Source organism: Nonomuraea glycinis (assembly GCF_035920485.1).
In the GTDB taxonomy this organism is placed as follows: Bacteria; Actinomycetota; Actinomycetes; order Streptosporangiales; family Streptosporangiaceae; genus Nonomuraea; species Nonomuraea glycinis.
In genome coordinates this window covers 4,912,909-4,934,756 of sequence record NZ_CP109166.1, presented here as the reverse complement: position 1 = coordinate 4,934,756, position 21,848 = coordinate 4,912,909, and the positions used below count along the sequence as shown (strand labels likewise).

At 69.7% G+C, this 21,848-nt stretch carries 23 protein-coding genes and 1 pseudogene; 16 read left to right on the top strand and 8 right to left on the bottom strand.

Annotated features, from left to right (window positions below; genetic code table 11):
* Positions 1–28 precede the first annotated feature (28 nt).
* The 8 genes from OHA68_RS23360 (at position 29) to OHA68_RS23325 (ending at position 8,270) form a co-directional block, all read left to right on the top strand.
* Positions 29–964, top strand: a complete 936-nt coding sequence (locus OHA68_RS23360) for an ABC transporter substrate-binding protein (RefSeq protein WP_327102165.1) — start codon at positions 29–31, stop codon at positions 962–964.
* Positions 940–2,583, top strand: coding sequence for a choline dehydrogenase (gene betA, locus OHA68_RS23355; RefSeq protein WP_327102164.1), 1,644 nt, complete (start codon positions 940–942; stop codon positions 2,581–2,583). Before OHA68_RS23360 ends, betA begins: the two co-directional genes overlap by 25 nt.
* Positions 2,584–2,913: 330 nt before the next feature.
* The gene (locus OHA68_RS23350; protein WP_327102163.1) at positions 2,914–4,455 is read left to right on the top strand and encodes an ATP-binding protein; all 1,542 of its coding nucleotides are present in this window, start codon (positions 2,914–2,916) and stop codon (positions 4,453–4,455) included.
* Positions 4,456–4,510: 55 nt separating this feature from the next.
* Positions 4,511–4,918, top strand: coding sequence for a roadblock/LC7 domain-containing protein (locus OHA68_RS23345; RefSeq protein ID WP_225276909.1), 408 nt, complete (start codon positions 4,511–4,513; stop codon positions 4,916–4,918).
* Complete coding sequence (locus tag OHA68_RS23340; protein WP_327102162.1) at positions 4,915–5,265, top strand: DUF742 domain-containing protein; 351 nt, start codon at positions 4,915–4,917, stop codon at positions 5,263–5,265. Before OHA68_RS23345 ends, OHA68_RS23340 begins: the two co-directional genes overlap by 4 nt.
* Positions 5,246–5,824: a GTP-binding protein gene (locus OHA68_RS23335; protein WP_189138300.1), complete on the top strand. Its 579-nt coding sequence runs from the start codon at positions 5,246–5,248 to the stop codon at positions 5,822–5,824. Before OHA68_RS23340 ends, OHA68_RS23335 begins: the two co-directional genes overlap by 20 nt.
* Positions 5,821–7,146 (top strand): cytochrome P450 family protein, encoded by a 1,326-nt coding sequence (locus OHA68_RS23330; RefSeq protein ID WP_327102161.1) that lies wholly within the window; start codon positions 5,821–5,823, stop codon positions 7,144–7,146. The genes OHA68_RS23335 and OHA68_RS23330 overlap by 4 nt, the downstream gene beginning before the upstream one ends.
* Complete coding sequence (locus OHA68_RS23325; protein ID WP_327102160.1) at positions 7,050–8,270, top strand: cytochrome P450 family protein; 1,221 nt, start codon at positions 7,050–7,052, stop codon at positions 8,268–8,270. Before OHA68_RS23330 ends, OHA68_RS23325 begins: the two co-directional genes overlap by 97 nt.
* Positions 8,271–8,583: 313 nt before the next feature.
* Here OHA68_RS23325 and OHA68_RS23320 read toward each other — a convergent pair whose 3' ends face one another.
* Both OHA68_RS23320 and OHA68_RS45370 read right to left on the bottom strand, forming a co-directional pair.
* Positions 8,584–9,081 (bottom strand): hypothetical protein, encoded by a 498-nt coding sequence (locus tag OHA68_RS23320; RefSeq protein ID WP_327102159.1) that lies wholly within the window; start codon positions 9,079–9,081, stop codon positions 8,584–8,586.
* Positions 8,988–9,392, bottom strand: a complete 405-nt coding sequence (locus tag OHA68_RS45370) for a methyltransferase domain-containing protein (RefSeq protein ID WP_407674360.1) — start codon at positions 9,390–9,392, stop codon at positions 8,988–8,990. Before OHA68_RS45370 ends, OHA68_RS23320 begins: the two co-directional genes overlap by 94 nt.
* A gap of 79 nt (positions 9,393–9,471) precedes the next feature.
* Here OHA68_RS45370 and OHA68_RS23315 point away from each other — a divergent pair, with 79 nt between their 5' ends.
* Positions 9,472–10,560, top strand: a complete 1,089-nt coding sequence (locus OHA68_RS23315) for an alanine racemase (RefSeq protein WP_327102158.1) — start codon at positions 9,472–9,474, stop codon at positions 10,558–10,560.
* Between the two features lie 76 nt (positions 10,561–10,636).
* On the opposite strand, the gene OHA68_RS23310 is transcribed toward OHA68_RS23315, so the two are convergent.
* From OHA68_RS23310 to OHA68_RS23290, 5 genes are all read right to left on the bottom strand, one after another.
* A complete protein-coding gene (locus OHA68_RS23310; RefSeq protein ID WP_327102157.1) occupies positions 10,637–12,235 on the bottom strand; it encodes an ABC transporter permease in 1,599 nt (532 codons plus the stop codon).
* The gene (locus tag OHA68_RS23305) at positions 12,232–13,149 is read right to left on the bottom strand and encodes an ABC transporter ATP-binding protein (RefSeq protein ID WP_327102156.1); all 918 of its coding nucleotides are present in this window, start codon (positions 13,147–13,149) and stop codon (positions 12,232–12,234) included. Before OHA68_RS23305 ends, OHA68_RS23310 begins: the two co-directional genes overlap by 4 nt.
* Complete coding sequence (locus tag OHA68_RS23300; protein ID WP_327102155.1) at positions 13,142–13,801, bottom strand: TetR/AcrR family transcriptional regulator; 660 nt, start codon at positions 13,799–13,801, stop codon at positions 13,142–13,144. The genes OHA68_RS23305 and OHA68_RS23300 overlap by 8 nt, the downstream gene beginning before the upstream one ends.
* A gap of 108 nt (positions 13,802–13,909) precedes the next feature.
* Positions 13,910–14,548, bottom strand: coding sequence for a response regulator transcription factor (locus tag OHA68_RS23295; protein ID WP_327102154.1), 639 nt, complete (start codon positions 14,546–14,548; stop codon positions 13,910–13,912).
* A complete protein-coding gene (locus OHA68_RS23290) occupies positions 14,545–15,648 on the bottom strand; it encodes a sensor histidine kinase (protein WP_327102153.1) in 1,104 nt (367 codons plus the stop codon). Before OHA68_RS23290 ends, OHA68_RS23295 begins: the two co-directional genes overlap by 4 nt.
* A 111-nt stretch (positions 15,649–15,759) precedes the next feature.
* On the opposite strand from OHA68_RS23290, the gene OHA68_RS23285 reads away from it, so the two are divergent.
* The 7 genes and pseudogenes from OHA68_RS23285 to OHA68_RS23255 all read left to right on the top strand — a co-directional run bounded on the left by OHA68_RS23285 (position 15,760) and on the right by OHA68_RS23255 (position 21,019).
* Entirely contained in the window at positions 15,760–16,500 is a 741-nt protein-coding gene (locus OHA68_RS23285; RefSeq protein WP_327102152.1) for an ABC transporter ATP-binding protein, read from the top strand.
* Positions 16,497–17,264 (top strand): ABC transporter permease, encoded by a 768-nt coding sequence (locus tag OHA68_RS23280; protein ID WP_327102151.1) that lies wholly within the window; start codon positions 16,497–16,499, stop codon positions 17,262–17,264. Before OHA68_RS23285 ends, OHA68_RS23280 begins: the two co-directional genes overlap by 4 nt.
* Positions 17,265–17,385: 121 nt before the next feature.
* Positions 17,386–17,628, top strand: a pseudogene (locus tag OHA68_RS23275) (TetR/AcrR family transcriptional regulator); the annotation flags it as partial.
* 220 nt (positions 17,629–17,848) lie between these two features.
* On the top strand, positions 17,849–18,463 hold the full coding sequence (locus OHA68_RS23270; RefSeq protein ID WP_327102150.1) for a type IV toxin-antitoxin system AbiEi family antitoxin domain-containing protein: 615 nt from the start codon (positions 17,849–17,851) through the stop codon (positions 18,461–18,463).
* Positions 18,463–19,362 (top strand): nucleotidyl transferase AbiEii/AbiGii toxin family protein, encoded by a 900-nt coding sequence (locus OHA68_RS23265; protein WP_327102149.1) that lies wholly within the window; start codon positions 18,463–18,465, stop codon positions 19,360–19,362. Before OHA68_RS23270 ends, OHA68_RS23265 begins: the two co-directional genes overlap by 1 nt.
* An 81-nt stretch (positions 19,363–19,443) precedes the next feature.
* Positions 19,444–19,923 (top strand): NUDIX domain-containing protein, encoded by a 480-nt coding sequence (locus tag OHA68_RS23260; protein ID WP_327102148.1) that lies wholly within the window; start codon positions 19,444–19,446, stop codon positions 19,921–19,923.
* A gap of 310 nt (positions 19,924–20,233) precedes the next feature.
* Complete coding sequence (locus tag OHA68_RS23255) at positions 20,234–21,019, top strand: TetR/AcrR family transcriptional regulator (protein ID WP_327102147.1); 786 nt, start codon at positions 20,234–20,236, stop codon at positions 21,017–21,019.
* 59 nt (positions 21,020–21,078) lie between these two features.
* Here the strand turns inward: OHA68_RS23255 and OHA68_RS23250 are convergent, their stop codons facing one another.
* Complete coding sequence (locus OHA68_RS23250) at positions 21,079–21,813, bottom strand: hypothetical protein (RefSeq protein ID WP_327102146.1); 735 nt, start codon at positions 21,811–21,813, stop codon at positions 21,079–21,081.
* Positions 21,814–21,848 lie beyond the last annotated feature (35 nt).

The following is a 21,848-nucleotide window of genomic DNA, read 5'->3' as shown; positions in this document are numbered from 1 at the left end:
GTGCGGGGTCACGGTCGCGGAGACTCTCATGCGAACCAAGACACTCGCCGGGCCGCTGCTGCTGGCCCTGCTCCTGACCGCCTGCACCGATGCGGCCCCCACCTCGGCCGGTGGGGCGAACCGTACCGTCAATATGGACATTCACGCGTGGGCCGGATATGAGGCCCAGGCCGCCGTGCTGGCGTACCTGCTCGAACGGGAGCTCGGTTACAAGGTCGTGAAGCGGGAGATCAAGGAGGACGAATCCTGGCGCGACTTCGAAAGCGGCGAGGTCGACGTCATCGTGGAGAACTGGGGCCACAACGATCTCAAAGAGGAGTACATCGAGCAGAAGAAGGTCGCACTCTCGGCCGGGCTCACCGGTAACAAAGGGGTGATCGGCTGGTACGTCCCCGAGTGGATGGTCAAGAAATATCCGGATATCACCAACTGGCGGAACCTGAACAAGTACGCGAGTCTTTTCCGGACCACGAGATCCGGCGACCTCGGCCAAGTGCTGGACGGCGATCCCACCTTCGTCACCAACGACGAAGCGATCGTCAAGAACCTCGGCCTCAATTACAAGGTCGTCTACTCCGGCAGCGAAGCCGCGCTCATCAAGGCGGCCCAGGCGGCGACCAAGAACAACACACCGCTGCTGATGTACTTCTACGAACCGCAATGGCTGTTCACCAAGGTGAAACTGGTGAAGATCAACCTTCCGGCGTACGCGATAGGCTGCGACAAGGCCGCCGCCAAGGTGGCCTGCGACTATCCCCCCTACCTGCTCGACAAGATCGTCAGCAAGAAGTTCGCCGAGACCGGCGGCAAGGCCTACGAGTTGGTCCGTAACTTCAGCTGGAGCAACGACGACCAGAACGCCGTCGCCAGCGACATGATCAACCGCAAGCTCAACGCCGACCAGGCCGCCAAGCGGTGGGTCGAGGAGAACGAGATCGTGTGGAAGGACTGGATCCCCCGTTGATCTACGACTACGTCATCGTGGGAGGCGGCTCCGCGGGCTGCGCCCTGGCCAACCGGCTCAGCGCCGACCCGTCGGTGTCCGTCCTGGTCCTTGAGGCGGGCCGGCCCGACTACCGGTGGGACGTGTTCGTGCACATGCCCGCCGCGCTGATGTTCCCCATCGGCAACCGCTTCTACGACTGGAAGTACGAGTCGGAGCCCGAGCCGCACATGAACGACCGTCGTGTCTACCACGCGCGCGGCAAGGTCCTCGGCGGCTCCAGCAGCATCAACGGCATGATCTTCCAGCGCGGCAACCCGCTCGACTACGAGCGCTGGGCGGCCGATCCCGGCATGAAGAGCTGGGACTACGCGCACTGCCTGCCCTACTTCAAGAAGATGGAGAACTGCCTGGCCGACCCCGGCACCGAGTTCCGGGGCGGCGAAGGCCCGCTCAAGCTGGAGCGCGGCCCCGCGAAGGGCCCCCTGTTCGACGCGTTCTTCGAGGCCGTCCAGCAGGCCGGCCACCCGCTCACCGACGACGTGAACGGCTACCGGCAGGAAGGCTTCGCCGCCTTCGACCGCAACCTGCACCGCGGCCGCCGGCTGAGCGCCGCCCGCGCCTACCTCCATCCGGTACGGCACCGCCGCAACCTCACGGTGAAGACCCGCGCCTTCGTCGAGAAGATCGTCTTCGAGGGCACCCGAGCGGTCGGCGTGATCTGCGACGGCGAGCGCATCAGCGCGGGCGAGGTCATCGTCAGCGGCGGCGCCATCAACTCCCCCCAGCTCCTGCAACTGTCCGGCGTCGGCCCCGCCGACCTGCTGGAGCCCCTCGGCATCGAGATGGTGCACGACCTGCCCGGCGTGGGCGCCAACCTGCAGGACCACCTTGAGGTGTACGTCCAGCACGCCTGCACGCAGCCGGTGTCGCAGCAGCCGTCGCTGGCGATGTGGCGAAGGCCGTTCATCGGCGCGCAGTGGCTCTTCCTGCGCGGCGGGCCCGGCGCCACCAACCACTTCGAGGCGGGCGGCTTCATCCGCTCCAACGACGATGTCCCGTACCCGAACCTGATGTTCCACTTCCTGCCGATCGCCGTCCGCTACGACGGCAGCGCCCCGGCGGGCGGGCACGGCTACCAGGTGCACATCGGCCCGATGTACTCAGACGCCCGCGGCTCGGTGCGCATCACCTCGGCGGACCCCCGCGTCAAGCCCGCGCTGCGCTTCAACTACCTGTCCACCGAGCAGGACCGCCGCGAGTGGGTGGAGGCCATCAGGCGCACCCGCGAGATCCTCTCCCAGCCTGCCTGGGCCGCCCTCGACGGCGGCGAGATCTCCCCCGGCCCCTCGGTGGAGACCGACGAGGAGATCCTCGCCTGGGTGGCCAAGGACGGCGAGACCGCCCTGCACCCGTCGTGCACCTGCAAGATGGGCGTGGACGAGATGTCCGTGGTGCACCCGGACACGTTACGCGTGCACGGCCTGGAGGGCCTGCGTGTGGTGGACGCCTCGGCCATGCCGTACGTCACCAACGGCAACATCTACGCCCCGGTCATGATGCTGGCGGAGAAGTCCGCCGACCTCATCCTCGGCAACACCCCGCTCCCTCCGGAGCCCGCCGGATTCTACCGCCACTGAACGCCGATCCCCACGGCAATTCTTGGGACAAATCCGAATAAATCGGACTTTGTATGCATCTGACTGCACTGAGGACCTTACACACGGTTGACTATCGTGACTAAACGGGAATACTGGTTTCCCTGTTGGCCGTCGTTCGAGTGAGACTGAGGATGCCCATGTCGCTTGGCCCCGCCCTGTCTCAGGCAGAGCCGCACCAGGCACACAGCCGTGCCGACGGCGCGCAGGGGCGCGGTCCACGCCGGACGCCGTGCGAGACCGCCACGCGCTGCTAGCAGGCTCTTCGGCGGTCGCATCTTCCCGCCGGCTTCCTCGACCCCAGGACTTGTCATGCCGTCAGACTCCTCCAGCGTTCCCATACTGATCATCGCGATCGCTCTCGCCCTCGTCCTCGTGGGCGTTCTGCTCCTCCACACACGCGTACGCCGCAAGCTCGCCCACGCCCAGGGGCAGCTCGTTCAGGCCCGTCAGGCACAGGAGCATCGGACGCGCGAGACCAGCGTCGGCCACCAGCGCCTGGCCCAGGCGGAGCGCCAGGCGCAGGAGAGCGCGGAGCTGCTGCGCGAGGCCCGCGCCCAGCACGACCTCGTCCGCGCCGAGACCGAGCACCTGATCGCGAAGCGTATCCCCGCCCTGCTGGCCCACCTGCGCACCCCGCACGTGATCGTGCCCGGCGTGCAGAACCCGGCACTCGCCGGCACGGACGTCGACAAGCAGCACCGCACCATCCTCGACGCGGTCACCCGCGGCCTCAGGGAGGAGGGCGAGCGCATCGACGAAGCGGCCCAGGCGGTCATCAGAGGCGCGATGTCCCGCGTGCAGACCCAGGCACTGCGCGCCCAGGACCTGCTCGCCGGGGTGCAGCAGCGCTACGGCGGTGACGAGCACACGGCGCTGCTGCGCGAGGTGCTGGGGCTCGACATGTTCAACGAGCTGATCATCCGCCGCGTGCAGGTGACCGGCATCGCGTGCGGCGCCACGCCCGGCCTGTCGCGTGACGACACCTATCTGGTGGATCTGATGGTGGGCGCCATCTCCCGGGTGGAGAACTTCGAGCAGCGCATCGAGGGCCCGGCCAACCACCTGCGCCGCCGGATCGGGGTCGCCGCCCGCGCCGCGGAGTCGATCCTGTTCATCACCGCCGAGCTGCTGGCCAACGCCGTCCACCACTCCTACGGCACGCTCAAGGTGACCATCGCCGTACACGAGACCAACAACGGCGCCGCCATCGTCATCGACGACGCCGGTGTCGGCCTCAACGAGGACCAGTACGCCCGCGCCACCCGCCTGCTGAGCGGCATTCAGCCGACCCGCCTGGTCGACCTGGGCAACCCGCCGCACACCGGCTGGGCCGCGATCGGCCGCCAGGTGGCGCACTACGGCGTGCAGGTCACCGTCAAGAAGAGCGCCTTCGGCGGCGTACAGGCCGTGCTGACCATCCCCACCGCGCTGCTGGTGGAGATGCCGGAGGACAGCCGGCCGTCGGTGCTGGCGCCCGAGCCGGTCCGCGCCACGGTCCCGGCCGCTCGCCTGGAACCCGCCACCGCGCCTTCACGGCCGGAACCCGTGACCGCCCGGCCGGAACCCATCGCCGCGCCTTCGCGGCCGGAGCCCGTGACCGCGGCCGCGCGGGTGGAGCCCGCCGCCTCCTCCGAGCGAGCCGATACCGCGGCGGCGGCGGATCTGGTGCCGCTGCCGCAGCGTCGTCGCCAGTCGCCGCCGCGTGCCGCATCCGGCTCCAGGCCCGCCGGCGGGTTGCGCACCACGCCGGAGGAGGCCCAGAAGCGGTGGGGAGATTTCCAGGTCGGCGCCGAAGCGGGCCGCCGCGAAGCGCTCCCGACCGAGCAGCACGACATCACCGAAGGGAAGTGACCGTTCCATGGACACTCACAGAGCTTCAGGCCGTGTTCAGACCAAGGGTCGCGCGTTGTCCCTCGACGTGTCCTGGGTCCTGTCGCCTCTCCTGGCACTGCCCGGGGTCGCGCGAGGCGTGGTGCTGAGCCGTGACGGGCTGATCCTCGGCGGCTCCGCCGATGTGACGACCGAGAGCGGCGAGCGCGCCGCCGCCATGACGAGCTCCGTCCTGGGAGCCGCCCGCGCCCTGTGCGACGGCCTCAGCGGCGGCTCCGACGGCGGGGTGGTGGACATCGTCATCTCCGCCGAGAGCGGCTATTACTACATCGCCCCGGCCGGCGACCGCGCCGCCATCGTCGTCGCCGCCACCGGCGCGGTCAACATCGGCGCGCTGGCCTACGAAGTCCAACTACAGGTGCAGAAGCTGATCAAGGCTCTCGACGAGGCCAGCGCGGCCAGGGTGCCGGGCGTAAGGGCATGACCTCCGGCCGGCAACGGCGGCGGGTCGTCCCGGACTACATGGCCGCCGCGAGGTTGACCGTGCCCGAGCACATCAGCGTCGAGCGCACCACCCTGGTCTACGTCGCCCCCGACGCGGCCGCCCACGGGCTGGACCCGCCGGGGTCGCACCTGATGGTCCTGCTCGAACACGGGCCGTTGTCGGTGTACGAATGCGCCGCGCACCTGGGCCTGCCGTACTACGTGGTGCGGTTGCTGGTCGCCGGGCTGGTCGGTGGCGGAACGCTGCTGACCCGCGATCCGCCGGCCACCGACCTGCCCGACATCGAGATCTTGGAGTTGGTACTCAATGGCCTCCGCGCTCTCTGACAGCCGCGTCAGCGCCGAGCACATCCCGGTCAAGCTGGTCATCGCAGGGCCGTTCGGCGTGGGCAAGACGACCATCGTGGGTGCGCTCTCGGAGATCAGGCCCCTCAACACCGAAGAGGTGCTCACCGAGGCGGGCACGCTGGTCGACGACCTCACCGGCGTGAACGAGAAGACCACCACGACCACCGCGATCGACTTCGGCCGCCTCACCCTGCCCGGGGTCGTGCTCTACCTGTTCGGGGCGCCGGGCCAGACCCGCTTCCAGGTCCTGTGGGACGAGCTGGTGCGCGGCGCGCTGGGGGTTCTGGTGCTGGCCGACACCCGGCGCATCGACGAGAGCTTCGCCGTCCTCGACCTGGTGGAGAACGCCGGCATCCGCTACGCGGTGGCCGTCAACCACTTCCCCGACTCGCCCGACTACCCCTTGGAGTCCGTGCGCGAGGCGCTCGACCTGGACCCAGGCACGCCGCTGATGGTGTGCGACGCCCGCGACCCCGCCTCCGCCCGCGCCTCGCTGATCGCGCTGGTGGAGCACATCAGAGAGCTGGTGCTGTCATGACCCTGCGCTACCTGCCCGATGCCGGGCGCCTGTACGGGCCGGAGTACGCCCGAGACCCGCAGGCGCTGTACGCGGAGCTGCGCGGGCGGCACGGCGCGGTCGCGCCCGTGGAGATCGCCCCGGGCATCGAGGCCCACCTGGTGCTCGGCTACCGGGCCGCCTTGGACGTGCTCACCAACGTGGGCGGCGTCTGGAGCAAGCACCCCAGCGCCTGGCAGGCGCGGCTCCCCGACACCCCGGAGGCCGCGGGGGCGATCGCCATGCTCGGCCGCCGGCCGAGCGCGCTGTACTCCGACGGTGCCGAGCACGCCCGCTTCCGCAAAGTGATCGCCGACTGCTTCCAGCAGATCCAGCCGCACAAGCTGCGTCAGATGGTGATCGAGGTGTCGGACTCGCTCATCAGCCAGTTCGCCGCCAAGGGCGAGGCCGACCTGGTCGCCGACTTCGCCCGGCTCATCCCGACCCGCATCTTCAATCTGCTCTTCGGGCGCCCCGACTCCGACAGCGCCGGCCTGACCCAGGCTCTGTCGGACCTGATGGAGGCCGACGGCGAGAGGGGCGCGCGGGGCAGCGACGCGTTCAGCCGCTACATCGGCGAGCTGATCCAGGCCAAGCACGCCGAGCGGGGCGACGACCTGACCTCCTGGTTCATCGACCATCCGGCCGCGTTGCGGACCGACGAGCTGGCGGAGACCCTCGTGCTGGTGATGGCCGCCAGTTACGAGCCCGTGGCCAATCTGATCTCCAACACGATCTCCCGGATGGTCAGCGACGACCGCTACTACAGCTCGCTCACCAACGGCGCGCTCAGCACGTACGACGCCCTCATGGAGGCGCTGCGCGCCGAGCCCGCCATGTCGAACTACGGCCCGTACTTCGTGCTCCAGCCGGTGCACTTCCACGGCACCTGGATCCAGCCGGCCGAGCTGGTCCTCGTCTCCTACGCGGCGGCCAACACCGAGCCCACCAACGTTCCCGAGGAGCTGCGCTCCGACGGCGGCGCGTACCTGGGCTTCGGCGCCGGGCCGCACCGCTGCCCGGCCAGCGACCCGGCCGTGCTCATCGCCATGACCGCGATCGAACGCCTGACCTCTCACCTGTGCGACCTCGAACTGACCGTGCCCCGCGACGAGCTGCCGTGGCGGCCCGGCCCGTTCCATCGCGCGCTGGCGCACCTGCCGGTGCGCTTCACTCCCATCCGCCCCGACCAGCCAGGAGAATCCCCTTGGGCAGCCCAGCCCCCGTCGTCCTCGATCCCTTCGGCGCCGACCTCCCCGGCGAGGTCCGCCGGTTACGCGACCTCGGCCCCCTGGTCCTCGTAGAGCTCACCGGAGGCATCCCTGCCTGGGCGGTCACCCGGCACGACCTGCTCAAGCAGCTCATCCTCGATCCGCTGGTGAGCAAGGACAAGCGGCACTGGCGGCTGCTGCCTCAGGCGCTCACCGAGCCCGGCTGGACCTGGATCATGACCTGGATCGGCGTGTCCAACATGCTCAGCGCCTATGGCGAGGAGCACCGGCGGCTGCGCAAACTGGTCGCCCCGAGCTTCACCGCGCGCCGTACCAAGGCCATGCAGCCGATCGTCGAGGGCATCGTGGCGGAGCTGCTGGACGCCATGGCCGCGCAGCCGCCGGGCCAGGCCGTCGACCTCCGCACCGCCTACGCCCACCCCCTGCCGATGCGGGTGATCTGCGAGCTGTTCGGCGTCCCCGAGCACATGTGGGTGGAGATGGCCCGGGTGATGGAGGCCATCATGGACACCACGGGCACCCCCGAGCAGATGGCGGCCACGGCGGTCCAGATCGGCACCGTGCTGCCCGCCCTGGTCGCCTACAAGCGCGAGCATCCGGGCGACGACCTGACCACCGAGCTGATCAACGTGCGCGACAGCGGCGACTCGCTCAGCGACGACGAGTTGCGCGACACGCTGCTGCTGCTCATCGCGGCCGGGCACGAGACCACGGTCAACCTGATCGGCAACGCGGTGCACGCCCTGCTCACCCATCCGGACCACCTCGCGCGGGTCCTGTCCGGAGAGATCTCCTGGAACGCGGTGATCGAGGAGACGCTGCGCTGGACGCCGTCGATCGCCAACCTGCCGCTGCGGTTCGCCATCGAGCCGATCGAGATCGGCGGGGTACGGATCGAGGCGGGCGACGCGATCATCACCAGCTACCTGGCGGCCGGGCACGACCCCGACCAGCACGGCCCGGACGCCGACCGGTTCGACCCGACCCAGGAACGTGAGGAGCACCTGGCCTTCGGCGTCGGCGTGCACCGCTGCATCGGCGCCCCACTCGCCCGCCAGGAGGCACTGGCCGCCCTGCCCGCCTTCTTCGCCCGCTTCCCGGACCTCCGACTGGCGGTCCCCGAAAGCGACCTCCCCCACGTCCCATCCTTCATCGCCCACGGCTGGGCCAGCCTGCCCCTCCACCTGCACCCCTGACCTCCACGGCGCTGCCCGATCGCGGGCAGCGCCGATCCACAGGTAGGGGGCCGGCTCGGCAGGCCTGCGCCCGCTGGAGCAGGTTCGTCTTCCCTGGCAGACGCGGGACCGTTGATGATCACGATCTTGAACGTGTCGAGGACCTCCACGCACGCCGGGACCACCAGTCACAAGATCCTTAGCGCCTTTCCTACCTGCGGAAACGACATTTCATAGAGGCTTGAACCGACATTCCACGGAGCGCCAACCGACATTTCACGACCTCTGGAACCGACATTCCACGGAACGCCAACCGACATTTCACGACGCCGGTTCACGTCGGCAGATTCCACGACGGCCCGTCTGGGTCACCGAGCCACACCCACTGTCTTTTGGGCGTCACGGTCAGGCCGAAGCAGGACTGGTGCGGCCGGCCGGCTTCCTGCCACCTCAGGATGGCGTCTTCGATGGCGTCCCACAGCTTGGCCGGGCCGTGCTGGTGGGCTGTCCAGCCGCCTGTGGACTGTGGCTGGATCACGGCGCTTGAGCCGGACCCGACCTCGATCAGGAAAGTCGTCCCGTCCTCGCCCCAGACGCACTGGGCCTGTGGCACGGCGAGCTGAGCAGCCCACAGAGCTGCTTGGTCGTCCAGAATCGACGGATCTATTCTGGTCTCGCGTACGTCTCCCACGCCTCTGACCAACGGAGGAAGTGGAGGAGGCACGTGGGAGCGGGCGGTCATGAAGGACAGGTCGTCCTCCAGGAGGCGGCCACTCGCGGTGCCGTCGCCGGCCACGGTGAGATGCGCGCGAAGGCCACCCCACCCAGCCATCCCCGCATCGGGGCCGTGACGGTGCCGCCTTCGCGGACCTGTTGCGGCCATGCGAGCGGAATCGTACGAACGGAACAGGTCGCGATGAGCCGATCGTATTCGGCGTTCTCGGCGTATCCGTACAGCCCATCTCCGACTACCAACGTAGGAGAGTAACCCGCCTTGAGGATCGCGTCACGAGCGCGAGCGGCGACGAAGTTTTCCTGATCAACGCTCTTGCCACCGAGTGGGGCTTCGACCGCCTCGGCAGCCACGGCTGCCTCTGGTTCGAGGTCGCCTGCCCCGGGCCGTGACGAGGGCGGCGCTCGCATGTGACACCACTTCTGCTGTGGCGGGGGACGCTTGGCTCTAGCGTGTGATCAGCAAGCGCATGTATCGATCGGAGGGCCCGTGACCACCAGCCTCGCCCGGGAACCGTGGAGCGCCGGAGCTCCGCCGGAGAGCCTGCCCGCCTACGTCTACGACCTGACCGAGCTCGACGGCCACATGCGCCGGGTCCGGGCCGCGCTCGGGGATGTCGAGGTCTACTACGCGGTCAAGGCCAACCCCGACCCCCGGCTCCTGCGTACCCTCGCTCCCTATGTGGACGGGTTCGAGGTGGCCTCGGGCGGCGAGCTCGCGCACGTACGGGAGCACTTCCCCGGCACGCCCGTGGCGCTGGGCGGGCCGGGGAAGACGGACGGGGAGCTCTTCGCGGACGTCACCCGGCTGCACGTGGAGAGCCCCAGCGAGATCCGCCGGCTGCTCGCCGCCGGCCGTTCCGCTGACGTGCTGCTGCGGGTCAATCTGGACATTCCCATCGAGGGCGCCTCACTCGCCATGGGTGGGGGTGCGACGCCGTTCGGCATGGATCCTGCCGGGATCGCCGAGTGCCTGGCCCTCCTCGAAGGGCAGGAGACCGTACGAGCGCGCGGCATCCATGCTCATCTGGCCAGCGGGCTCGACGCCTCCCGGATGCTGGAGGTCGCCGCGGCCGTGCTGGACTACGCGCGCGGGCTCGGCATGTCCGAGATCAACCTCGGTGGCGGGATGGCCGTCTCCTACGCCGAGCCGGACCGTACGTTCGACTGGGACGCCTACGGCAGGGGCCTGGCCCGGCTGCGCCGCACCGGTGAGGTACTGCGGATAGAGCCGGGCCGTTCGCTGACCGTCTACTGCGGGCGCTACGTCACCCGGGTGATCGACGTCAAGCGGGTGCACGGCGAGCTGTTCGCGGTGGTGGCCGGTGGGACGCACCACCTCCGCACGCCCGCCACCAAGGGCCACGACCAGCCGCTGATCATCGGCGAGCCGGGCGAGCCCACGACCATCGTCGGCCAGCTGTGCACCCCGAAGGACGTCCTGGCCCGCCGCGTGCCCATCAGCCTGAAGCCGGGCGACGTGGTGGAGTTCACCATGGCGGGCGCGTACGCGTGGAACATCTCCCACCATGACTTCCTGATGCATCCGAAGCCCGGTTTCCACTATGTGACCCGGTAGGCGCCCACCATGCGGTCAACGACATCGGCCGTACGGCTTCTGAAGGTGGACCGCGTCATGAGGCGTTCCGGTGGTCCTATCCGAAGTCGCGATGGCGGAGGGCGAGCAGGGCGGCGACGAGGAGCCCCGCCGTGACGGTGACCAAGGCCAGGGTCGGACCGGCGGTCAGGGGCGGCCCGGCGAAGGCGTTGGGGATGTAGTGGAACGGCTCCAGGGGGCTGCCGCCCCACAGCCCGTACAGAGGGCCGGCGATCTGACCGAGCGCGACGGTCAGGGTCCAGACCGCCAAGGAGATCGCCGCGCTCGCCCTCGGCAGCAGCGCGTACGCGAGCACGCACACCGCCCCCACGCACCAGGCGGCCGGTACGGCGCCCAGCGCCCCGGCCAGGAAGCGGGGCAGGTCGGTGGCGAGGTCGCCCACCAGCACCGAGTACAGCGTGCCGAACACGAGCCCGGCGACGGCCAGCAGCGTCACGGTGCCGAGCCCGGTCACGACCAGGTGCCCGGCCGCCCACCGGAGCCGGGTCACAGGGGTGGCCTGTACGGCCTCCGCGCGGCCCGAGGTCTCCTCCGCGCGCAGCCGCAGGACCATGAGCACCGGGTAGACGGCGATGGCGTACGCGAGGATCAGGATCATGTACCACGAATAGGCGCCGAGCGTCGCGTCGGCGGGCACGCCGAGGCTCTTGGTGATGTTGTCGACCACGATGCTCGGCCGCGAGAGCAGGTCCCGGCCCAGCGGGCTCAAGGCGGCGGCCGCCGCGGCGAAGAACGCGACCCCGGCAGCCCATTTCACCAGCAGGCCCCGGTGCAGCCGCCAGGCCAGGCTGATCGGGCCGCGCAGGTTCGGGGCCGTCGCGCGCCCAAGGCGTTCGGGCAGCAACCCGGCACCCAGGTCGCGGCGGCCGAGCAGGCGGTAGGCGGCGGCGAGCAGGACGGCGGCCGCCAGGAGCGAGACGCCGAGCAGCCACCACCGCTCGTCCTGGTAGGCCCGCACCAGATGGCTCCAGCCGAGCGGGGACAGGTTCTTCAGCCAGTACTGCGCGCTCGCGTCACCGGCGTAGCGCATCACGTACGACAGAGCGAGCACGGTCAGGCCGATCGTGGTGGCCGTCCGGGCGTCGCGTGCCAGTTGGGCGGCGACGGCGGCGACGCCGGCGAAGACCCAGCCCGCCACCGTGATGGCGGCCCCGTAGGCGAGCGACCCGATCGGTTCGAGCCCGATCCCGATCAGCACGACGGCCGTCGAAAGGCCGCAGACCAGGCTGACCCCGGCCGCCACCAGCACCGCCGCGGTCAGCTGGGCGTGGCGGCTCACCACGGCCGAGCGGACCAGCTCGCTACGGCCGGTGTCCTCTTCCGCGCGAGTGTTCCGGACGACGGACATGACGGCCGCGAACGCGCTCGCCAGATAGAGGAACCCGCCGCTGCGCCACGTGGCGAGCACTTCCAGCCGCGGTTCGGCGAATCCGCCGCCGAGCCCCTGGAAGAAGGCGTTGCGGCGGATGAGGTCGACGTAGGCGAGTTTCAGCTCGTAGGTGCCCATGTTCCTGTTGACGTACGCGACCATCACCAGGGCCAGGCTCACGATCAGCAGGATCCACCAGGGGGCGAGGACGCGTTCGCGGCGCAGCGCCAGGCGGGCCAGGTGGCCGGCGCCAGTGAGCGCGGTCATCGAACCGCTCCCGTGTGCGGCGCGTCACCGACGCGGTCGTAGTGGCGCAGGAACAGCTCCTCAAGGGTGGCGGGCCGGCTGACGAGGCCGCGTACGCCGGCGCCCGTGAGGTGTCTCAGCACCGCGTCCAGAGCGGCGGTGTCGACGTCGAACCGGACCCGGCCGCCCTCGGCGCGCAGGTCGTGCACGCCGGGCAGGGCGGCCAGCCCGTCCGCCGGCGCCGCCAGGTCGGCCTGGATGGAGGTGCGGGTGAGGTGGCGCAGGTCTGCCAGGGTGCCGCTCTCCACCGTGCGGCCGTCCTTGATGATGGTCACCCGGTCGCACAGGGCTTCGACCTCGGACAGGATGTGGCTGGACAGCAGCACGCTCCGGTCTCCGCGATGCCTCTCCTGACGCACCGTCTCGCGGAACGCCTCCTCCATCAGGGGGTCCAGGCCGGAGGTGGGCTCGTCGAGGATGAGCAGCTCGGCGTCGGAGGCCAGCGCGGCGATCAGGGCGACCTTCTGCCGGTTGCCCTTGGAGTAGGCGCGGCTCTTCTTGCGGGGGTCCAGGTCGAAGCGCTCCAGCAGCTCGTCGCGGCGCCGCTGGTCGAGCCCGCCGCGCAGCCGTCCGAGCAGGTCGATCACCTCGCCGCCGGACAGCTGGGGCCACAGGGTGACGTCGCCGGGCACGTAGGCCAGCCTGCGGTGCAGCTCGGTCGCGTCGGCCCACGGGTCGCCGCCGAGCAGCCGGGCGGTGCCCGCGTCCGCGCGCAGCATGCCGAGCAGGATCCGGATCGTGGTGCTCTTGCCGGCGCCGTTGGGCCCCAGGAAGGCGTGCACCTCTCCGGTGCCCACGACGAGATCGAGGCCGTCCAGGGCGCGGGTGGCGCCGAACGCCTTGACCAGGCCGGTTACCGCTATGGCGTCACTCATCAGCGTGCTCCTCGGTCGAACGCCGGGTGCTTTCCAGGGCGTCGCGGTAGGCGGCGGCCTCGGCCGGACTGAGCCAGGGGTGGGAGTAGAGATCGAGCAGGGTCACGGCGAGCAGGTCGGCGCCCTCCTTGGTGGACACCTCGACGCCCAGCCCTCGGGACACGTGCTCGTGCAGGATCCCGACGGCCAGCGCCATCGCCGTGCCCACCGTCGCCCTGGCCTTGCGGTCGGCGAAGGGCGGATCGGCGCGGCGCTGATCGAGCTCCGCGAGCCACTGCTCACTCATCTGGACCATCGCGTCGAACACCGGCTCGGCCCGTCCCTCGGTCAGGGCGCGCGACAGGTATCGCTGGTAGGGCCCGAGGGCCGCCAGGGAGGCCCCGACGTAGTTCACGCCGCCGGCGGTCGTGTCGGCGGCGACCTGCTCGTTGATCCTGGTGATGAGCTTGATCAGGTGGGCGTCGCACGCCTGGCGCAGCTCCTGTTTGGAGCCGAAGTGGTGGCGCACCAGCCCCGGGGACACTCCCGCGGTGTCGGCGATCCGCCGGGTCGTCGCCGCCTCGAAGCCGTGCTCCCCGAAGAGCCGCAGGGCCGCGTCTCGGATCCGCGCGCGAGCGGTCAGGTCCTCGGGATCGGGTGTTGGCGTCGTCATGTTCCCCTTGTCCAATCGTACAGATAATTGTTCAACCAAATGGCATGCTATCCAACCGTATAGTATGGGGGCAATGCAGGATCCCATGGACTTCCACCGGGTCCGATGTCAGCGCAGGATGCCCTCGTGCAAGGCGCGCAGCACGGCGTTGGTGCGGTCTCGTGCGTCGAGTTTGAGCAGGATCGTCGACACGTAGTTCTTCACCGTGCCCTCGGCCAGGAACAACGCCCCGGCGATCTCTCGGTTGCTGTACCCCTCGGCGACGAGCCGCATCACTTCCAGCTCACGCTCGGTGAGCTCCTGCGCGGGCGCGGCGGCGGCCGGTGACGGGCCGGAGCGGATCGCGCGCAGCAGCCGGTCGGTGATCGACGGCGCGATGAGCGTGCCGCCGCCGGCCAGGGCGCGCACCGCGCCGGTCAACTGCTCCACGGTCACGTCCTTGAGCAGATAGCCGCGGGCGCCCGCCCGGAGCGCCTTCAGCACGAGGTCGTCGTCGTTGAAGGTGGTGAGCACGAGGACCGGCGTCTCGATGCCGCGCTCCCGGAGGCGTCCGAGCGCCCAGATCCCGTCGTAGCGGGGCATCCGCAGGTCCAGCAGGACCACGTCGGGCCTGGCCGCCGCGATGACGTCGAGCGCCGCCTGCCCGTCGTCGGCCTCGCCGACCACCTCGACCTCGGCGACCTCCAGCAGGCTGCGGATCCCCTGACGCACGAGCGTCTGATCGTCGACCACCACCACCCGGGTCACGACGCGGGCACCCGGGCGGTGACCCGGAACCCTTTCCGGCCGTCGACGCGCACGTCGCCGCCGAGCGCCTCGAACCGCTCGACCAGCCCGCGCAGCCCGTTGCCGAGCGTCGGCTCCGCGTCGCCGTGCCCGTCGTCGGCCGCGGTCAGGCACACGGCGTCGCCGTCGGAGGCGACGTCGATCCACAGCTCGCGCGCGCCGGCGTGCCGGATCGTGTTGGTGACGACCTCCTGCACGGCCCGCACCAGGGCGGCGGTCTGCTCCTCGCCGGCCCGCACGCCGGGCGCGATCTCGATCGACACCTCGAGGTCGGGCAGATCACGCACGATCTGCCGCAGGGCCGCCGAGAGGTCCGCGAACTCGGTCCGCATCTCGCCGACGGTCGCGCGTACATCGCCCAGCAGGTCGCGCGCCACCCGATCGGCCCGTTCGACATGCTCCCGGGCCCGCTCCCCGTCGCGATGGCGGGCCGCCTCCAGCTCCAGGGTGAGCACGGTGAGCTGATGGCCGATGAGATCGTGCAGCTCACGGGAGATCCGGAGCCGCTCGGCGGTGCGCGCCGACTCCGACAGCAGCACGCCGGCCGCCTGCAGCTCGACGTGCGCCTCGGCCAGCTCCCGCCGCATCCGCTGCTCCCGTACGATGGCCAGCGCGCTGAAGAGCGTCGCCACCTGGATCAGCGCGTAGAAGCCGGCGCCGAGGAGCACGTCGGTGACGCCGGTTTCCGTCCGCGCCACGACGGTGGCGAGCACCACGGTGTTGAGCCCTACCACGACGAAGCCGACCCAGCTGGGCACGGCCTGAACGCTCACCGCCGCGACGACGACCAGCAGAACCGGCAGCAGGCCCGGCTGGGCCGCGGAGGCCACCAGGGCCCATGCGGCTCCGACCGCCGCCGCGTACGCGGCATGCCGGACCAAGCGCGTACGGCTCCCGCCGGCCGCGACGATGACGGCGACGACGAGCACCGCGAACAGCCCGATCCACCACGCCCGGGGAATGGACGCCTCGATCGCGCCGGTCAGGACCGGGCCGCCGACCACGACCGACACGGCGAACATCGCCAGCCCTGACCACTCCTCGGGTCCGAGTCGACGCACGGCCCCACCCTAACTCAGGGCCTGGCCTGCCTTCGGGTGCCGAAAGTCATGGGTGCGGCCGGTGACCTTCGGCACAGGCGAGCGCCTGCCGGGTCCGCCTAGCGTCGCCGCATGGACGATACGGATGCTCCGGCGGTCGTCGCCGAGAATCTCAGCAAACGCTACGGCGCCACGGTCGCGGTCGAGGAGGTGAGCCTGCGCGTCGCCGTGGGCGAGATTCTCGGCGTCCTCGGCACCAACGGGGCGGGCAAGACCACCACGGTGGAGATGATCGCGGGCCTGCGCGTGCCCGACAGCGGACACGTCCGCGTGCTCGGCCTAGACCCGCGGCTCGACCGCGCGAAGGTCCGCCAGGTGCTGGGGGTCCAGCTCCAGCAGGCCTATCTGCACCACGCGCTGACGGTCGCCGAGCTCGTCGGCCTGTACCGCGGCTTCTACCCGGATCCGCGACCCGCCGAGGAGCTCCTGGAGCTCGTCGGGCTGAGCGCGCGGCGTACGACCCGGTTCGAGAAGCTCTCCGGCGGCCAGCAGCAGCGGCTGTCCATCGCGCTGGCCCTCGCCGGGCGGCCGCGGGTCGTGATCCTCGACGAGCTGACGACGGGGCTCGACCCGCGGGCGCGCCGCCAGATGTGGGCCACGGTCGAGCAGCTCCGCGATGAGGGAGTCACGGTCCTGCTGGTGACGCACGCGATGGAGGAGGTGGAGCGGCTCTGCGATCGGGTGGCCCTTCTCGACGGCGGCCGTCTCATCGCGCTGGACACGCCCGCCGGGCTGGTCACGCGGGCGGGCGCCACCAACCTCGACGAGGCGTTCGTCGCCCTCGCCGGAAAACAACCGGAGGAACTCCTGTGAGCACCGCGATCGATGCCCGCCGTCCCGGCCTGAGCTCGTGGCTGACCCTGATCCGCTGCGAGGCCAAGATGGTCATCCGCGACACGGCCGGTCTCGTCATCCCCATCGGACTGCCGATGCTGATCCTCGTGATGAGCGCCTCGACGGCCGGCGACGAGGTCGTGGCCAACGGCCGCACGGTCCTGGACGTCTACGTCCTTCCCCTGGTGTTCACCGTCGTCATGGCCACCGTCGGCATCGTCAACATGCCGAGCTTCCTGGCGTACTACCGACGTAGCGGGATCCTGCGCCGGCTCTCGGTCACCCCGGCGTCGCCGGCCATGGTGCTGGTCGCGCAGGCGGTGGTGAGCGTGCTCCAGGCGGTCATCGGCATCGGAGCGGCGCTCGCCGTGGCCGTGCTCGTCTTCGACGCCAACCTCCCGGTGCGTCCCGTGACGGCGCTCGGTCTCGTGCTGCTCGCGATGGCGGCGCTGTACGCCGTCGGCATGGTCGTCGCCGCTGTCGCGCCGACCCCGAACTCGGCCGTGGCGATCGGGCTCATCGTCTTCTTCGCCTTCGGCGCCCTCGGCGGCCTGTTCGGTGGCCGTGGCGGTCTGCCGGACCCCCTGGCGAGGGTGGGCGAACTGCTGCCGTTCGGTGCCACCGTCGAGGTCCTGTCGGCCGCCTGGGCAGGCGCCGCGATCGACCCTGTCCACCTGATGGGTCTCACCGCGACGATCGTCCTCGGGGGCGTCGTCTCCGCGGTGTTCTTCCGCTGGGACTGATCACAAGGCGCTGGTACGCCGCCGGCGCCGCTCGTCCTGAGCGCCGGCGGGTCATGACCCCTCCGCTGCCCGGTACACCGTACGATCAACGATATCGACCGTACGGTGTACCGTTCGAACTGTGACTATTGAGTACAGCGGCAAGGGTGATCCGGCGCGCAGTCTCGCGCTGCTCTGGCGGACCAGCGAGCGCACCAGCCGCAAGGGCAAGCCCGACCTCAACGTGGACCGCATCGTACGGGCGGCCATCGAGGTGGCCGATGCCGAAGGGCTGCAGGCGCTGTCCATGCGGCGGGTGGCCGAGCGGCTGGGGGTGGGGACGATGTCGCTCTACACCTACGTGCCCGGCAAGCCGGAGCTGCTCCCTCGTTGAGCGCGGCCCCCATCCCTCCCACGTCGCATCTTCTCGGAGGGAGGAAGGACATGGCGCCTCCGACGAGCTCCTGCTGGGCGAACGGCCCTACCTCCAGCACACCGGCAGTCGGTGAGCCGGCCGCCGACATCCACCAGCGGGTAAGGCCGATCGTGACACGCAGTGTATCTAATCCTACCCAGCATGATGCTGTGCGGGTAGAATTGAATACATGCCATCCCCGGAGGGCTCCAGGGTCGAGCAACGCCTGCGTACGCTGCCGCCGACGTTCACGTACGCAGAAGCGCGCGCTGCGAAGTTGTCGCCACGAGATCTGTCGGCCCTGCTCGTTCGGGAAGAGATTCATGAGCTGTCACGCGGCGTCTACCGCCTGGCATCAGCCCCCCAAAGTGCACACCTTGACCTGCTGGCGGTCGCACGGCGTGCACCAAATGCGGTGGTATGTGGAGAATCGGCGTTGGCCTTGCACGAATTGATCGATGACATTCCCACTGCGGTCCATATCGCGGTTCCCCGGGGCACACATCGACCCCATATCACCTATCCACCGACAATTGTCTCCCAATACAGGGCCGAGACGTTCAGCGTGGGCGTGGAATTGTTTCAAGCCGCCCCGGACGAGACCGTGCCGGTGTACGGTGCCGCCAGGTCGGTCGTGGATGCGATCCGCTTGCGGCATCGGTTCGGAGAGTCGCTCGCCCTCTCCGCTCTCGGGCGCTACGTCAGACGGGAAGAGCCCGGCCACCTGACCGAGCTCCAACGGATCGCCCATGATCTGGACGTTCTGCCAGTTATCCGCCCCATAATCCAAGTGATGCGCGCCTGATGCCTAACCCCACCCGCGACACCACCGCCGGTCAGGTCTACAACGATCTGAGGAAGCTGGCGCGTGGCAGTGGTCGCTCAACTGACGAGATAATGGTCGACTACCTCCTGGAGCGCTTCCTCTTCCGAATGGCGAACTCCCCGCTAGGCGGCGAGAATTTCATCCTTAAGGGCGGGCTTCTTCTCGCCCGTTTCGGAGCACGCCGCATGACCCGCGACATCGACCTCCTTGGGCGACATTTCCCAGGGGAAGAAAGCGAGATTATCCGCCGGATTTCAGCTATCGCCTCGGCCCATGTCGACGACGGGGTCATCTTCGACGGCGGGACCATAAAAAGCATCCCTATCCGCGAGAGCGACGAGTATCACGGATTGCGTCTCACCATGGCGGCCTCGATCGCACGCGCCCGGCTGAAGCTACAGCTGGACGTCAGCTTTGGCGATCCAGTGACACCAGAACCAGAGCTCATCGCCTACAACCAGCAACTCGCCGACGAAACCTTCCTCCTTCTCGGCTACCCGATCGCCACCGTGATCGCGGAAAAGCTGACCACAGCCATCTCTCTGGGTGGTCTCAACACCCGTGACCGTGACTACGCCGATCTATGCCGCCTCCTCACCATGCATGAGCTGGAGAGTGACACGTTGAGGACGGCACTCACCGCCACTGCCACGCATCGGGGCATCAAACTGCAACAGCTCGGCCCACTCCTGACTGGATTCGCCGACCTCCGGCAGTCTTCCTATGCCGCCTGGCGCCGTCGCCAGGGCCCTGCCGCAGGCGGATACCCCGCGCGGTTCAGCACCGTAGTAGAGCTTGTCACGACTTTCGCGGACCCGCTCCTCACCGACTCGGTGGCCGGCCGAACCTGGTCGCCCGAGGCGCTGGCCTGGAACTAGCGACCCCGTCTCATGGCTAGGCGGTCAAATTCAGACTGTGGATCCAGGCTTAGCGGCGGACGGAGGTTGAGAGGATCGATCGTGACCGACACCGCTCTGCCCCCGGCGCTCGACTCCCACACGCTGCTCGCAGCCGCCGTCATCGTTCATGACAAGGCAGCGGGCCGGGTGCTGCTGATCCAGCGCGGGCCCGAAGCCAAGTTCGCTCCGGAGTGCTGGGACCTGCCAGTCGGCAAGGCGGACAAAGGCGAGGCCATCACCACGACCGCCGTCCGAGAACTGCGGGAGGAGACGGGCCTGGTCGTGGATCCGGCCAAGCTGAAGATCGCAGCCATTATCCATGGCGCGTGGGGTGTCGAGGCGCCGAACGGGTTCTTGACCGTCGTCTTCGTGGTGCATGCCTGGACCGGTGATCTGGTCAACGCCGAGCCGCACAAGCACTCTCAGGTGGCGTGGTTTCCCATCGAGCAGGTGCCATCAGACTTCGTGCCCACGACGCGCGCAGCGCTGGTGAACTCTCTCCACGGACGATCGGCGGTGATGTCCACCCACGGCTTCTGAGCTGAGGGGCGGACGGAAGCAAGGGGCCGCTCAGGTCGCTCAGACCCTCGAACGTACCGTTATCGATACCGATCCCAAGCATCTGACCTCCGCTGCCGTGAAAATCATGACTGGTCTCGCTGTCGCGAAGGGCCACCACCGAACGCCGCCCATCGACAGGTGGAACGGCTCCAGCGGGCTGCCGCCCACCGCCCGTACAGAAGGCCGGCGAGCTGCGCGAGCGCGACGGTCAGGGTCCAGACCGTCCAGGAGATCGCCAAGCTCACCCAAGATCTGCCGAACATCGACCGTACGGTGTACCGTTCGAACTGTGACTATTGAGTACAGCGGCAAGGGTGATCCGGCGCGCAGTCTCGCGCTGCTCTGGCGGACCAGCGAGCGCACCAGCCGCAAGGGCAAGCCCGACCTCAACGTGGACCGCATCGTACGGGCGGCCATCGAGGTGGCCGACGCCGAAGGGCTGCAGGCGCTGTCCATGCGGCGGGTGGCCGAGCGGCTGGGGGTGGGGACGATGTCGCTCTACACCTACGTGCCCGGCAAGCCGGAGCTGCTCGACGTCATGCTCGACACCGTGTACGGCGAGACGGCCAGGCCCGAGGAGGTGCCCGGTGGGTGGCGGGGGCGGCTGGAGGTCATCGCCAGGGAGAACTGGCAGCTCTACCTGCGCCACCCGTGGCTGCTGCAGGTGGCGGCGAGCCGCCCGGTGCTCGGCCCGAACGTCACCGCCAAGTACGACTACGAGCTGCGGGCCGTCGACGGGATCGGCCTGACCGACGTGGAGATGGACTCGGTGATCACGCTGGTCGCCGGGTTCGTGCACGGCACGGCGCGGGGAGCCGTCGAGGCCGCGCAGGCGGAGAGCCGGACCGGGCTGTCGGACGAGCAGTGGTGGGCGGCGCACGCGCCCTTCTTCAGCCGGATCGCCGACGTCGAGCGCTTCCCCACGGCCGCGCGGGTCGGCCAGGCCACGGGCGAGGCGCTGGGCGCCGCCTACAGCGCCGAGCACGCCTTCGAGTTCGGCCTCCAGCGCGTCCTGGACGGCATCGAGGCACTGGTGAGCGGCCGCGCGAGCCGCCCTCCACACCCGACCGGCTGACCAGCTGACCGCAGATCGGTCCCGGGCTCAGCTGAGGGACCGCGGGTCCGCGTCGCCGATCAGGTGGTGGGGCGGCTGGTGGCGAGCAGGGCCGTACGGTGCCGCTCGGTGGGAGGTCTGGTCCACGCCAGCCCCGGCCCCGCCTCGCTGATCAGCTCGAACACCACGTCACGCAGCAGCGCCCCGGCGGGCATCGTCGGCCGTTCGGCGCGCGTCTTCTCGTAGCGTTCGACGACCCGCCCCAGGTCGAGCAGCGCCGTGTCGGCGTGCTCCCCCGCAGCGCCCGGCAGCGCGACCTCCAGGCAGCCCGCGCTCTCGTCCCCCGACCACGACGCGCCCTCCGGGCAGACGATCTCGCCTACGGCGGCCATGAGGCCGGCCCCGTCCATCCCGTCGACCTCGCCGCTCAGCCAGTCCGCGCGCAGGTGCAGCACGCCGGGCTGCTCGGTGGCGACGCACTGGGTCACCAGCTCGCGTACGACGCCCTGCGGGTCGTGCAGCCCGTCCTGGCCGCGCGCGGTGAACCGGTCGGCGAGCAGGTAGAGGGAGATGAGCCTGGGCGGATCGACGATCCGGAGCAGGCCCCGCTCCTCGTTGACGGCGAGCGGGCCCGCCTGGTCCTGGCAGGCCCGCACGCCCTCCATGAACGCCACCCGGGCGTCCTCGCCCAGCCGGGACTCCCAGTCCCAGCCGGACCGTCCGCCCGGCTCGTCGGCGCCGCGCTTGTCACGCCGGAACGACCACACGATCACGCCGATGACGGCTACGACTCCCGCCACTGCGATCCACACCATGCACGCCTTTCTGTCAAGGAAAGCGTAGTGTGATC